The organism is Ferrovibrio terrae, assembly GCF_007197755.1.
Classification (GTDB): Bacteria; Pseudomonadota; Alphaproteobacteria; order Ferrovibrionales; family Ferrovibrionaceae; genus Ferrovibrio; species Ferrovibrio terrae.
This window is the reverse complement of sequence record NZ_CP041636.1, coordinates 1,880,472-1,894,030: the sequence shown is the minus strand read 5'-3', so window position 1 is coordinate 1,894,030 and position 13,559 is coordinate 1,880,472. Positions and strand designations below refer to the sequence as shown.

The 13,559-nt window shown below is 65.8% G+C and carries 11 protein-coding genes; 5 read left to right on the top strand and 6 right to left on the bottom strand.

The window, feature by feature from the left end; genetic code table 11:
- Complete coding sequence (locus FNB15_RS09240) at positions 1-417, top strand: flagellar protein FlgN (RefSeq protein WP_144068419.1); 417 nt, start codon at positions 1-3, stop codon at positions 415-417.
- Positions 414-1,232 carry a BUD32 family EKC/KEOPS complex subunit gene (locus FNB15_RS09235; protein ID WP_144068418.1) on the top strand — a complete coding sequence of 273 codons (819 nt, stop codon included), beginning with the start codon at positions 414-416 and terminating at the stop codon, positions 1,230-1,232. The genes FNB15_RS09240 and FNB15_RS09235 overlap by 4 nt, the downstream gene beginning before the upstream one ends.
- Here the strand turns inward: FNB15_RS09235 and FNB15_RS09230 are convergent, their stop codons facing one another.
- On the bottom strand, positions 1,233-1,682 hold the full coding sequence (locus FNB15_RS09230; RefSeq protein WP_144068417.1) for a GNAT family N-acetyltransferase: 450 nt from the start codon (positions 1,680-1,682) through the stop codon (positions 1,233-1,235).
- Entirely contained in the window at positions 1,682-2,713 is a 1,032-nt protein-coding gene (locus tag FNB15_RS09225; RefSeq protein WP_144068416.1) for an asparaginase, read from the bottom strand. Before FNB15_RS09225 ends, FNB15_RS09230 begins: the two co-directional genes overlap by 1 nt.
- A 75-nt stretch (positions 2,714-2,788) precedes the next feature.
- Between FNB15_RS09225 and FNB15_RS09220 the strand changes: the two genes are divergently transcribed.
- From FNB15_RS09220 to FNB15_RS09210, 3 genes are all read left to right on the top strand, one after another.
- Positions 2,789-3,313, top strand: a complete 525-nt coding sequence (locus FNB15_RS09220; RefSeq protein ID WP_144068415.1) for an RNA methyltransferase — start codon at positions 2,789-2,791, stop codon at positions 3,311-3,313.
- 142 nt (positions 3,314-3,455) lie between these two features.
- Positions 3,456-4,985, top strand: coding sequence for a hypothetical protein (locus FNB15_RS09215; RefSeq protein WP_144068414.1), 1,530 nt, complete (start codon positions 3,456-3,458; stop codon positions 4,983-4,985).
- An 88-nt stretch (positions 4,986-5,073) separates the two neighbouring features.
- The gene (locus tag FNB15_RS09210; RefSeq protein WP_144068413.1) at positions 5,074-8,211 is read left to right on the top strand and encodes a CHAT domain-containing protein; all 3,138 of its coding nucleotides are present in this window, start codon (positions 5,074-5,076) and stop codon (positions 8,209-8,211) included.
- Between the two features lie 4 nt (positions 8,212-8,215).
- Here FNB15_RS09210 and FNB15_RS09205 read toward each other — a convergent pair whose 3' ends face one another.
- From FNB15_RS09205 to rpsA, 4 genes are all read right to left on the bottom strand, one after another.
- Positions 8,216-10,153, bottom strand: coding sequence for an adenylate/guanylate cyclase domain-containing protein (locus FNB15_RS09205; RefSeq protein WP_144068412.1), 1,938 nt, complete (start codon positions 10,151-10,153; stop codon positions 8,216-8,218).
- Between the two features lie 9 nt (positions 10,154-10,162).
- On the bottom strand, positions 10,163-10,837 hold the full coding sequence (locus FNB15_RS09200; protein ID WP_144068411.1) for a hypothetical protein: 675 nt from the start codon (positions 10,835-10,837) through the stop codon (positions 10,163-10,165).
- A 76-nt stretch (positions 10,838-10,913) separates the two neighbouring features.
- Positions 10,914-11,561: a hypothetical protein gene (locus FNB15_RS09195; protein WP_144068410.1), complete on the bottom strand. Its 648-nt coding sequence runs from the start codon at positions 11,559-11,561 to the stop codon at positions 10,914-10,916.
- Positions 11,562-11,717: 156 nt separating this feature from the next.
- Complete coding sequence (rpsA, locus tag FNB15_RS09190; protein WP_144068409.1) at positions 11,718-13,448, bottom strand: 30S ribosomal protein S1; 1,731 nt, start codon at positions 13,446-13,448, stop codon at positions 11,718-11,720.
- Positions 13,449-13,559 lie beyond the last annotated feature (111 nt).

The window sequence follows — 13,559 nt, the reverse complement described above, 5'->3', positions numbered from 1 at the left end:
ATGAACAGCGGCTTGCCTGATTTTCCGGCTGCCGCTCCGGCGACCGATCTCGCCGGGCTGATCGCGCTGGGCCTCGTCTTCACCACGGTGGTGCGCGCCGAAACCGACGCGCTGCGCAAGGGTGAGCGCAGCAGCTTCGAGGCGCTGACGGCGCGCAAGGGCGAGTATTTCGATTGCCTGAAGCAGAGCCTGGCCGCGCTGGAGCTGCACCGCGCCAAGGCGAATGCCGCGGACCGCGCGCGCTGGCAGGAAGTCGCCGCCGAGTGCGAGGCCGCCCTGCAGGAAAACGCCAAACTGATCGCCGGCGAGCAGCTGCATGCTGCCGCGATGATGGACATGCTGCGCCAGCAGGCGCGGCAACGACAGACCGGTGCCGTCGGGTATGGCCGGGATGGCAGGTTGAAGCCGCGCATATGACCAATCTGCCCAGTCCAGATCTTGCCGGCCTCGATGCCGAACTGGAGGCGCTGATCCGCAGCCTGCATCGCACGGCGCCGGATCGCGTTTTCTCCGCGCATTATAATGGCGCGCGGCTGTGGGTGAAAACCGTCGCGGCACCGCGCCTGCGCTCTTCGGTGCTGCTGCAGAAGACCATTGCTTTTGTCTTCGGCCTGCCGGTGCTGCAGCCGGCGCGCAATCGCGGCGGCGCACGTGGCCTGGCGGATGAAGCGGCGGCCCTGCGCGACCTGACGGCGGCCGGATTCCCGGTGCCCCCGGTGATCGCCTGCACGCCGGACTGGCTGGTGCTGGGCGATGCCGGTGAGGCGCTGGAAAGCAGACTGAACTCGCTGCGCGACCGCGCGCCGGACGACTGTTGGCGGCTGATCGCGGCGGCCGGCATCCTGCTCGTCCGACTGCATGCAGCAAACCAGTGGCATGGCGGCGCGCAGATCCGCAATTTCAGCTGGCGCAGCGATCAACCGGGCCTGCTGGATTTCGAGGACCATGATCTGCCGGGCATGACGCTGGCCGAGAAACAGGCCCGCGACCTGCTGCTGTTCGTCTATTCGCTGACGCGTTACGACCGGGACACAGCCCATCCACGCCTGCCGGCGCTGGCGGCCAGTCTGCTGGGCAACGCCACGCCTGATGTACAGGACTGTATCCGTCGCCTGCGCCGGCGCATGGCCTGGCTGCTGGCGCTGGCCCGCTGGCTGGCACCGCATGCCGGCCGCGATGTGCGCCAGGCCGCCGCCGCCGATGCAGCGCTGGCAGCAGCCCTGAAAAACTGACTAGAGCCGCTTTTCCATGAACAGGCTGAGCGGATCCGGGCCATAGCTGCCGAACGGCCCGACATCCTGATATCCGGCGCTGCGATACAGCCCGATGGCCTCGGGCTGATGGATGCCGGTTTCAAGACGGCAGCAATCCTGCCCGCCTTGCGCCGCATGCCTTTCGAGTGCCTGCAGGATACGACGGCCGAGCTTTCGTCCGCGCGCCGCTGGTGCCAGATACATGCGCTTGATCTCGGCATAGTCGCCGCGGTCAGCCACGGCACCAAACCCCAGCAGTTCGCCGTCGTCGCGTGCCACAAAGAAAGCGATGCCGGGCTGCTGCAGGGTCGAGACATCCAGCAGGTGGTTGCTCTCGGCCGGATATAGCGTGGCATACCAGTCGTCGGCGGCCCGCAGTAGCGCGACGATATCCGGCTGATCGGGATTTTCGATGGCGATGGAAACCATCAGAACGCTGGTAACCCGATGCTGCCCACGTTAATGCCGCGCCAGTTGTTCAGCGGTTGCTCGACCAGCGGACGGATCTGTTCGCGGGCATCCTCATCCAGCAGCTTGAGATGTTCGAGCAGGCCGCCGAGCGCGGTCTGTGCCGCGCGTGCCGTGCCGTCCAGCACCTTGAGCGCAATGCCCAGCCCCAGTTCGGCCGAGGCCGCCGTGTAGATGCCCTCGGCACCGGTCTTGGCGATGAAACGTCCCTTTCCGGCCTGCATCACGGCCGTGCAGAAACGACCGCTGCCAGCCACGAAGAAAGGCTCGGCAGCCACCGCGGCGGCGAGGCGCTTCGCGGCTTTTGTACGCTCGGGCGCGAGGCCTGTGCCGGTGACGAAGCGGGCGAAACCCCAGGCCAGATTGTGCAGCGGGATCGCCATGGTCGGCATCGAGCAGCCGTCGGTGGCGAACTGCTCAGCCGGGATTTTCACGCCGCAGACATCCTCGATGGCGGCGGTGACGCGGCGCTGCACCGGATGATCCGGCATCACATAGCCGCGGACGTCCTCGCCCAGATGCGTGGCGACAGAGACCATGCCGCAATGCTTGCCCGAGCAGTTGTTGTGCAGGCTGGTCGGCGCTCTGCCATCGCGCGCGATCTGGCGCGCGGTCTCTTCGTGGTAGGGCCAGTGCGCGCCGCATTCCAGGTCCTCGGGCTTGCGGCCGATGCGGGCGAGCCAGGCCGCCGCGGTTTCGGTGTGGCGCGTTTCGCCGCCATGGCTGGCGCAGGCCATCGACAGTTCGCTCTGGCTTAAGGAAAAGGCGTCGGCCGCGCCGCTTTCCACCAGCGGCAGGGCCTGGATTGCCTTGTTGGAGGAGCGCGGGAAGATCCAGGCCTGCGGATCGCCCCACGATGCCAGCGCCTTGCCATCGCCATCCACGATGGTGGCGACCACCGGATGCCGGCTTTCCACTTGCGCGCCACGCCGAACCTCGACAATAAAGGGCCGCGCGCCGGGCGCAGGCAGGGAGGCGAAGGGCTTACCCATGGCTTGTACTCCTGTCCGTGAAATCCGGCCGTTTATACACGCAACCCTGCAGACTGATAAGAAACGAGACTGACCATGCGCGGCTTTTTCGGAATTGGCGTTGAAGGCCTGAGCAAGCCGATGAATGCCGGCAACCTGTTCCGTACGGCGCATGCTTTCGGCGGCAGCTTCGTCTTCACCATTGCCGCCACCTATTCGGTGAAGGCGGCGCGTTCGGATACCAGCAAGACGCCGCACAGTCTGCCCTGGTATCTCTACGACACCCCGGCCGAACTGGCGCTGCCCGAGGGCTGCAAGCTGGTCGGCATCGAACTGCTGGACGACGCGACCGAACTGCCGAGTTTCCGCCACCCGCTGCGCGCCGCCTATGTGCTGGGCCCCGAGATGGGCTCGCTCAGCCCCGCGCTGCTGGCGCGCTGCGATCATGTGATCAAGATTCCGACCAGCTTCTGCGTCAATGTCGGCGTGGCCGGCGCCATCGTGATGTACGACCGCCTCATTACCCTGGGGAAGTTTGCCGAGCGTCCGCTCTCGCCGCTCGCCCATGCGGCAACTGCCCCGGCGAACCCCGGCGGGCGACACCCGAAGCGGAGTCTCTAGATCACCCGATCACCCCTCTGGGTGCGGGCAATCTGGAGTTTCACTGCACCTCCGATTCGCAACAATCTCCAAGCGAAATCAAACACCTCATTCACTTTTCCACACGCCCCTGCCATAGTATCGCGACGGGGAAGTGACAAAGATGAATGTGAGCAGCGCACCATCGGGCGTAACAGAAGTCGGCAGCGGTATTGTCCTGTGCCAGGACGCGCATTCGCTGTCGGAACGTCGCGCGCTGTCGATGATCGGCCGGGTCTGCCGGGACTACCTCGACGAGAATATCCTCACCCCCATCGAACTGCTGCATCACAGCGGCCATGCCAGGCTGCTCAACGGCGCCGAGAACCTCTGCGCCGCCCTGGTGCAGAAGGCTGCGGTGGCGCAGGCGCAGGCCACCAACACGCCGATGCGCGACAAGGTGAAGAAGCTTTACGCCATCACGACGGCGGCGATCACGCAGGTCGAAGCCTTCGAGAAACGCCTGCCCTCCACGCCGCTGACGCACCGGCTGCTGACCCAGCTCAACGGGTCCGATCCGCTGTATGGCACGCGCATCGCCTATTGCGCACTGGCGCATCACCTCAATATGTCGAAGTCGTGGAGCGAGAAGGCCGGCCGGGTACTGGCGCTGTTCGATGCCGCCATCGAGCCCGCCGCCGTCGCCGTGCTGGACGAAGCGCTGTCGGAAATCCTGCAGGCCAAAACCGCCGTGCCGGAACTGCTCGGCAAGTTCCGCGATGCGCGCCTGCGCATCATCCAGCTGATGGCCCTGCTGGACGGCCGTTACGCCGCCGACGACGATGCCTATGCCACCGATTTCGCCACCCGGCTGCACACGATTGCCGCCAAGCATCCGATGCCGGCGGTGCGGGAGTCCGTGATCCTGCTGGTGCGCCGCCTGCTGCTGTCATCCGTGCCGCTGCTGTCGGAAGAGCCGGCCGAGGAATTCCCCGCCACGCGCGAAGTCTATGCGCTGCTGACCAAGGACCGTGAATTCGCCATCGAGCTCGGCGCCGCCGACCTGTTCGAGAAACGCATGGTACGCCTGGTGACGGCGGAAAAGCTGAGCCGTCTGATCCCGGGACATTTCTCCGCGCCAAAACTGATGCAGGGCCTCAAGCTGTTCGAGGAAAGCATCGGTGAAGGGCCGAAAGAGATTCTGCTGAAATACATCGCCTATCTGTTTGAGCATCGCGATCTGGAAAAGGAATTCGTCGATCCGGCCTATTCCAACGAGGAAAAGACCGAGATCGCGCAGGAGCTGCGCAAGAAGCTGATCAGCGCGGGGCTGTCGGACCATCGCCGCGAACAGTTCATCGGCATTCTCGACCCGCTGATCCAGCGCATCGGCCAGGACCAGCGCAAGGCGACCCGCACCCAGTGCGGCCCGGAAGACCATGTCGTGCTGGAAGGCAACCGCATCCCGCTGAAGAACTGGAGCGCGATCGGTCTGCTGTTCGGCCCGATCACCGGCACCTTCCTGGAAGGCGAGCTGCTCAAGCTGACCGTGAAGATCAAGAACCCGAAACTGCAGATCACCTTCGATGCGGAAGGTGATGTCGTGCGCTACAGCGATGACGGCCTCGTGGCGATGAAATACCGCTGCCTCGATGCCCAGACGGCGAAGAAAGTGGCGCTGTATTTCGATCCGCTGGCCGGCGCCCGCGCCTAAACGGCCCTTCCGCCCTTCCCGCTCGTATAAGCTGCGTTGACGCCACCCCAAGTGGGGCTATGCTGCTCGCCCTAGGGGATTAGGGGGAATGGCTATGCGGGTTGTCGCTGCTGGTTTATCAATCGCTTTGCTGTGTGCCGCCCTGCCAGTGCAGCAGGCGACAGCGCAGACCGCTCCCGCGGCACTGGCGGCACCGCCACGCAGCATCGCCGACATCCTGGCGATCCTCGACCAGGAAAAGCCCGATCCGGCCAAACGCGCCAAGCAAATCGCCGAGGCGGAAGCCGCCGAGCCGGCCGGTCTGGATGCGCGCCAGCGCAGCCGCTTCCTCTATGAACGCGCCCAAGCCGCCGCACTGATCGGCCGGCCCGAAGCTGCGCTCAAGGATGCGACACTGGCACTGCAGCTGGCCGAGCAGGTCGGCGCCGACAGCTTCCGCATCGCACAGCTGCTTGCCAGCATGACCCGCCAGACCGGGCAGGTGCAGGAAGCATTCAACATCCTTGCCAAATACGGCGAGGCGATGGACAAGGCACCGGCCCAGCGCGGCCGTGCGATCAATGCCTATCAGAATGCCGCGATGATGGCGCTGGAAATGGGCAAGCTGGATGTCGCCGAGAAGTATGTCGGCTACGCCCAGACGACTTACACCGAACTGGCCACCAACCCGCGTAGCGCTGCGGGCGCCTTCATGTTCTTCACCAGCTGGCAGGGCAGCATCGATCTGGGCAAGGCGCAGATTGCCCAGACGCGCGGGCGCTATGCCGAGGCCGAGAAGCATTTAGCCAGCAGCATCGCCAATGTCCGCGATGCGATCGAAAAGTCGAAACACTGGGCCGACAAACCGCCAGCCGGCGGCATGGAGAACGGCAACGACATTGTCCTGGCCAAGCTGGGCGAAACCAAGCTGGCGCAAGGCCGCATCGTCGAAGCCGAGGTGGATGTACGGCAGGCGTTACTCAGCATCCTGCGCCGCGGTGGCAAGTATTTCGGTCCGACCGCACAGACCGTCGCCAGCCTGTCCACCGTGATGGTCGAACAGGGTCGCTACACCGATGCCGAGGCGCTGTCACGCACTGCCGTCGAGATTTCGCGCGGCATCGGTGTTGACGAGACAGCTCCGCAGGTCATGCAGCAGAAGCGCGCGCTGGCCAATATCCTGATCCTGCAGCGCCGTTGGCAGGACGCGGCCGCACTCTATGAAGAAAGCACCACCGCCGGAGGCAGCCAGCAGGAACTCGCCCGCGCCGGCAACCGCATCAGCAATGGTCGCATCCTGGCACTGGCCCGCACCGGCCAGGGACCGCGCGCCGTCGAGGTCGGCGGCCGCATCCTGGAAGCTGTGACGGCTCGCCTCGGCGAGCGCCATTTCGACGCCGCGCTGACCCGCGGCCTGCACGGCGTGGCGCTGGCCGCCGCCGGCAACGATGCCGAGGCCGTCGCCGCCTTCCGCGCTGCCCTGCCGGTGATCCTGAGCAGTTCGCGCCAGGCCGATACCGAAGAGGCCACATCGGCGGCGCGCGATTTCTATATCCAGACCATCGTCGAGAGCTACATCGTGCTGCTGGCCAGGGTGCAGGGCTCGCCGCTCGCCGCCGGACTGGATGCCGGTACCGAAAGTTTCCGACTGGCTGATGCGGCGCGCGGCCGCAGCGTGCAGCGCGCGCTGTCGGCCTCGGCAGCACGTGCTGCAGTGCGCGATCCGGCGCTGGCCAACCTGATCCGCGAAGAACAGGATGTCCTGAAACAGATCGCGGCCCAGTTCGGCCTGCTCAGCAACCTGTTGGCCCTGCCACCGGGACAGCGCGACGACAAAGCGATCCTCAGCTTGCGCACGGAGGTCGACAAGCTGCGCGATTCCCGCGCCAAAACGCGGCAGCAGATCGAGAAGCAGTTCCCCGAATATGCCAGCCTGATCGACCCACGGCCGCCTTCCATCGAGGACATGCGCGCAACGCTGCGCCCGGGTGAGGCGCTGGTCTCTTTCTATCTGGCGCAGGACAACAGTTTCACCTGGGTGGTGCCGAAAGACGGTCCGGTCAGCTTTGCTGCCAGCCCGGTCGGCGCAGCTGCCATCGAGCAGAAGGTCAACCGCCTGCGCCGCGCGCTGGAACCGCAGGCCGAAACGCTGGGCGATATCCCTGCCTTCGATCTTGCCCTGGCGCATGAACTGTACCGCACGCTGCTGCAGCCGGTGGAAGCCGGCTGGAAGCCGGCAAAAAGCCTGTTCGTGGTCAGCAACGGCGCACTCGGCCTGCTGCCGTTGGCGCTGCTGCCCACGGCACCCGCGACGGTCGATATGAAAGCCGCGCCGCTATTCGATGGCTACAAGACCGTGCCATGGCTCGCACGCACGCATGCCGTGACGCAGCTGCCTTCGTCAGCGGCGCTCAAGACGCTCCGCGGCCTGCCGGCCGGTAGCGCCAGCCGCGCGCCGCTGATCGGCTTCGGCGATCCCTTCTTCAATGCCGAACAGGCCGCCGAAGCCGCCAGTGAAGCCCCCCTGCACATCGCATCGAGCGATCCGGTCGCGGTGCGTGGCGCCAAGCTGAAGCGCCGCAACGCGCCGGCGACCGAGGGCGTCAACAGCGCTGAGCTCGGCATGCTGCCACGCCTGCCCGACACCGCCGACGAACTGCGCTCGGTCGCCGGCGCCATGCAGGCTGATCTTTCGAAATCGCTGTATCTTGGCAAGGCCGCCAACGAAAAGACCGTCAAGCAGGCCAAGCTGGATGGCTACAGGGTGGTGGCTTTCGCCACGCATGGCCTGATCCCCGGCGAACTGAACGGCCTGACCCAACCGGCGCTGGCGCTCTCCGCGCCGCTGGTCGCCGATGTCGATGGCGACGGCCTGCTGACCATGGATGAAATCCTTGGCCTGAAGCTGGATGCCGACTGGGTGGTGCTGTCGGCCTGCAACACCGGCACCGGTGCGGGTGCGGGCGCCGAAGCCGCCTCGGGCCTGGGCCGCGCCTTCTTCTATGCCGGCACCCGCGCCCTGCTGCTGACCAACTGGTCGGTGCATTCGGCCTCGGCACGCGATCTGGTCACCGACCTGTTCCGCCGCCAGGCCGCCGATGCAAAACTGGGTCGCGCCGAAGCCCTGCGCCAGGCCATGGTCGCGCTGCTGGATGGTCCGGGCTATCAGGAAGACGGCAAGACACTGTTCAGCTACGGCCACCCTATCTTCTGGGCGCCCTACACGCTGATGGGCGACGGCGGCTAGGCCTTCACTTTTCTTTCAGATCGCGGATGGCCTGCGCCGGATCTTCCGGCACGGCGGCAAGGCGCAGGTCTTCCGCGCTGGCTGCCTCGCGGGGCGCCAGTGGTTCATACAGCCGCACCGGCTGCGCCCGGCCGACCACGCGTACGATATCGACGCGGCGTGCGACGACCGCCTCACCAGCCGCCTTCATCGTGTCCTCGCTGACCAGGATCGATGTGCCATAGGCTTTGTTGGCGCCTTCCAGCCGCGCAGCCAGGTTCACCGCATCGCCCATCGCCGTGTAATTGAAGCGGCGCGGCGAACCTATATTGCCGATCAGCACGCGGCCGGTATTGAGCCCGATCCGGGTCTTGAGCGGCAGGCCAGCCAGCGAGAAACGCTCCGGCTCGGTACGCAGCACATCGCGCATCTGCATCGCCGCGCGCATCGCCTGCTCGGCATGGCGCGGCGCGTCCAGCGGCGCGCCGAAAACGGCGACGATGGCATCGCCGATATACTTGTCGACGAACCCGCCATGCGCCTCGATGATATCGGTCATGGTGCTGAAATAGATATTCAGCCCCTGCACCAGCGTGGCGGGATCGCAGGCTTCCGAGATCGCCGTGAAACCGGCGATGTCGCTGAACAGCACCGTCACCTCGCGCTCTTCGCCGCCCAGTGCCGGCATGCGGCCACCAGCCACCATGCGCTCGACCACCACCGGCGGCAGATACAGCGAGAAGAGCCTTGCGATCAGCCGACGGTCGCGATCGGACACCGCGAAGCGGTAGGCCACGGTGACAGCGGCCGTGACTGCCATCGCCGCGGCCAGACTGAGCCAGGGCATCACGCTGCCGCCCTGCAGCAGCAGGACGGTCGCAAAGGGCAGGAGAACAAGCACGACAGCGATGCCGGCCAGGCCGACCCGCAACTGCAGCAGAAACGCCGCCGCCGCCGTCAGCAGCGCCAGCGCAACGGCAACGGTTGCGGTGGTCGCGGCCGGCCAGTCGCGCAGCGGCCGGCCATCGAGGATGTTGTTCACTGCCGTGGCATGGATGTAGACGCCGGCAATGCTGTCGCGCGGCGCAGCGGCCAGTTGCATCGCCGGATGGACACAGCGCGGCGGAGCGGCCACGCCATCGGTCATCGGCACGAAGCGCCGCGACGTCAGGCGCCGGTCTTCGACATCGAGCACGGTGGCGAGGATCACGACGCGGCCGGCGAAATGATCGCGGAAATAATCGCTGCGGCCTGCGGCGGCGCAGGCATGCAGATCCGCAAGGGAATAGGTCGGCACCGCGCCGGGCGCCGTATTGAAATCGAGCAGCAGGTTGCCAGCGGCATCCACCGGCGGCATGGCGGATGCACCTGCGCGCAGCGCGAGTTCCGCTGCCAGACCGGCTTCCCTTCCATCGGCCGTCGCGAAAGACAGCGGCAGACGGCGGATCACGCCATCGGAATCCTCAAAGGCATTGAGCGGCCGGATATTCGCGGCGCCGCCGACGGCGACCTGTTGCGACCCATGCGGCAGGATCGGGTGCGCCGAATGCTGCACCTTGCCCAGCACCAGCTTGCCGGCGCGGGCGGTGTTGCGCAGCGCGATCAGGAAGTCGCGCTCGTAGCCGCGCTGCAGATTGTCCAGCGAGGTGGAATAGACCACGTCGAAACCAACCACCGCCGCCTCGGCCGCCACCGCGTTCAGCACCGGGGCGAGCAGCGGCGACCAGCCGGCCTGCGGCATCTCGGCAAACGGCGGGCGGCGATAGGTTTCCTCGTCGATCGCCACCACGGCGACACGGCCGGCCGATGCTGTTTGCGCGAACACCGCATGGCGCAGCGGCACCAGCAGGTCGAGCGAGGCGCCGCGCAGCCATTCGGCGGCCGGGCCGCTTGTAAAGCCAATCGCAGCAACAAGCGCAAAGGCGCCGACGACCGCGAGATCGCGCAGTTTCGCCGGCGTCATAGTCTTACCCTAGAAGCGGACCAGACGCAGCAGCAACGGTCCGGCGCCTTCGCCGGCATCCAGCGAAATGTGGAACACCGTCGACTTGCCGTTCAGCTCGACACGGTAATAGCCGCCGGCATCGAGCTTCTTGCCGGTCTTGCCGTAATCGAACAGCTTGCCGGTGACCTGGAAGACCTGCACCGTCTCGGCGACATCGAGCCGCTCGATGGTGAGCTGGCCAGGCTTCAGGACCTGGAAGGCCGGTGCGGTATACATCAGCACGGCGCTGGGCTGCGGAACCTCCGCGCGCTTGCGGCCGCTGCCCGGCTGGCCACGGAACACCATGGCAGCGCTCTTGCCGGCCTGGCCCTGCGCCAGCTGGTTGGCGGCGGCGCATTTCAGCTGTTCGGTCTGCAGTCTGGCGCCTGACACCTTCGAGCCGGTCTCGCCGATGGTGACCGTGCCGGCACCGGTAATGGTCTCGCGCGTGCAGGAATTCATGTAGCCGAGCACCAGCTTGGCGCCGGCCGGCAGCGTGACGGTCTTGCCGGGACTGAGGAAATCGAACACCTCGACGCCGGATACCGTGCCCGACAGATCCTCGACGACCGCAGCCTGGTTGCCCTGCACCTGGGCCTGTGCGGCGCCCGCTGCGAACACAATCGCCGCCAGCAGCATCATGGACTTGAAAACCCGAATCATTCCTACCCCCCGGCTGCCTTGCTGGCAGTCTAGCATGGCACGATCTAGCATAGCATGGCCGCCACGACAGGGATTGTCATTGCGTCTCCGTGCCGCTGTCATCCTGGCCGAGCCGTTCCAGTTCGGCTGTGACGGCGGCTGCGACGGCGGCGAATTCAATGCCGAGGTAATGATGCAGGCCGGCCGAAACCAGCGGTTGCCCGGCATGGGCCGGCCGGGCGGCCAGACGGCCCTCGTGCATTGCCGCCACCACCACCGCATCCTCGGCCAGGAAGCGGTCGATCAGGCCGGCGCTGAAGGCCTGCAGCATCTCGACCTGGCTGGGATAGCCAGTGCTCCGGCCCAGGCTCTGCTGGACCTGCCGCTCCTGCCAGACCACGCCGAGGATGAAGCCGAGCGGGCCGGAAGCGGCCTGCGCCTCGCTGCGCGCCCAGAGCCGCCCCGTCATTTTCACGATCGGGCGCGCCACGCGCAGGAAGGGCCGGGTGTATTCCGGCTCGACGCCCTGCAACCGCATCAGCTCACCCTGCACCTCGCCGGTGTTGAAGGCGACGACGCCGCGCCGGCCCGGCAGGCCGACAAAGGCGACATCGGGACAGCCGATGCGCGCATACAGCGCCTTCATGTCGTCGGCCTGACGCCGCAACGCCGCGTCATTGCCGATGAAGGCGATCTTCTGCGGGCACAGCAGCGGCTCGGCTGCATGGGCCGGCGCCGGAAGCATCAACAGACCCGCAAGAAGGAAAAACCGCACCAACCGCCCCTGCACACCAATCCATGCATTCGGACACAGCCTTGGATTCAAGGCAATAAAAACAAGAAAAAGACCCCGGCGGATCGCTCCGCCGGGGTCTGTCTTGCGATCGACTGACGCAGCAGCTTATTCGCTGACTTCGTCGTCCTTCTTCTTGCGCATGGCAGCGCCCAGGATGTCGCCGAGCGACGCGCCCGAGTCGGTGGAACCGAACTGTTCCATCGCCTTGCGATCTTCTTCCATTTCCAGCGCCTTCACCGACAGGGTCAGCTTGCGCGCCTTGCCGTCGATGGTGACGATCTTGGCGTCCAGCTTGTCGCCGACCGAGAAACGGTCCGGACGCTGTTCGTCGCGATCGCGGCTCAGCTCGGTACGGCGGATATAGCCGTGCACGCCATCGCCGACGGCGATGGTGATGCCCTTCGGATCGACCGCGGTCACCGTGCAGGTGACGACGCTGCCCTTCTTCAGGTCACCGAGCGACTGGAACGGATCGTTGCCCAGCTGCTTGATGCCCAGCGAGATGCGCTCCTTCTCGACGTCGATGTCGAGAACCTGAGCCTGCACCACCTGGCCCTTCTGGTATTCGGCAATGGCCTGCTCGCCCGGCTTGTTCCAGTCGAGATCCGACAGATGGACCATGCCGTCGACGCCGCCATCGAGACCGATGAACAGACCGAATTCGGTGATGTTCTTGATCTCGCCTTCGATGTTCGAGCCGACCGGATGCTTCTCGGCGAAGGCATCCCACGGATTCGACATGCACTGCTTCAGGCCGAGGCTGATACGGCGCTTGGCCGGATCGACTTCCAGCACCATCACTTCGACTTCCTGCGAGGTCGAAACGATCTTGCCCGGATGGACGTTCTTCTTGGTCCAGCTCATCTCGGACACGTGCACGAGACCTTCCACACCCGGCTCCAGCTCCACGAAGGCGCCGTAGTCGGTGATGTTGGTGACGCGGCCCATGAAGCGGGCGGTGACCGGATACTTGGACTTCACGCCCTCCCACGGATCGGCTTCCAGCTGCTTCATGCCGAGGCTGATGCGCTGGGTTTCCGGGTTCACGCGGATGACCTGCACCTTGACGGTCTGGCCGATCGAGAGAACCTCCGACGGATGGTTCACGCGACGCCAGGCGATGTCGGTGACGTGCAGCAGGCCGTCGACGCCGCCGAGATCAACGAACGCACCGTAATCGGTGATGTTCTTGACCACGCCGTCGAGGATCTGGCCTTCCTTGAGGTTGGACACCAGCTCGCTGCGGGCTTCGGCGCGGCTCTCTTCGAGCACGGCGCGACGCGAGACAACGATGTTGCCGCGGCGACGATCCATCTTGAGGATCTGGAAGGCGGTCGGCTGGCCCATGAGCGGGCCGATGTCGCGCACCGGGCGCACATCGACCTGGCTGCCCGGCAGGAAGGCGACGGCACCCGACAGGTCGACGGTGAAACCGCCCTTGACCTTGCCGAAGATCACGCCTTCGACGCGCTGGTTGGCGTTGAAGCTCTGCTCCAGCTTTTCCCAGGCTTCTTCGCGGCGGGCCTTGTCGCGGCTGATGACCGCTTCGCCCATGGCATTTTCGATACGGTCGAGGAAGACCTCGACCACGTCACCGACCTTGATTTCGGCAGCGCGGCCCGGACCGGCAAATTCCTTGACCGGCACGCGGCCTTCGCACTTCAGACCCACATCGATGAGGGCGAAGTCATTCTCGATCGCCACAACGATGCCCTTGACGACCGAGCCTTCCATGGCGGAAGACGAGGTGAAGGACTCTTCGAGCAGGGCGGCAAAATTCTCATTGTCCGCGGAATATTCTTCCACGGCAGCCTTAACGGCAGGACGCTTGGCCATATTTTCTCCTAGAGAGCCCCGGGGGTTGGTGGCCTGCCGGACCATGTGAAGTCCGCGGGGCAGTGCAGGCATCCGGCGCGACGCAAACGACCGGTGGGTTGGTTTATGGGA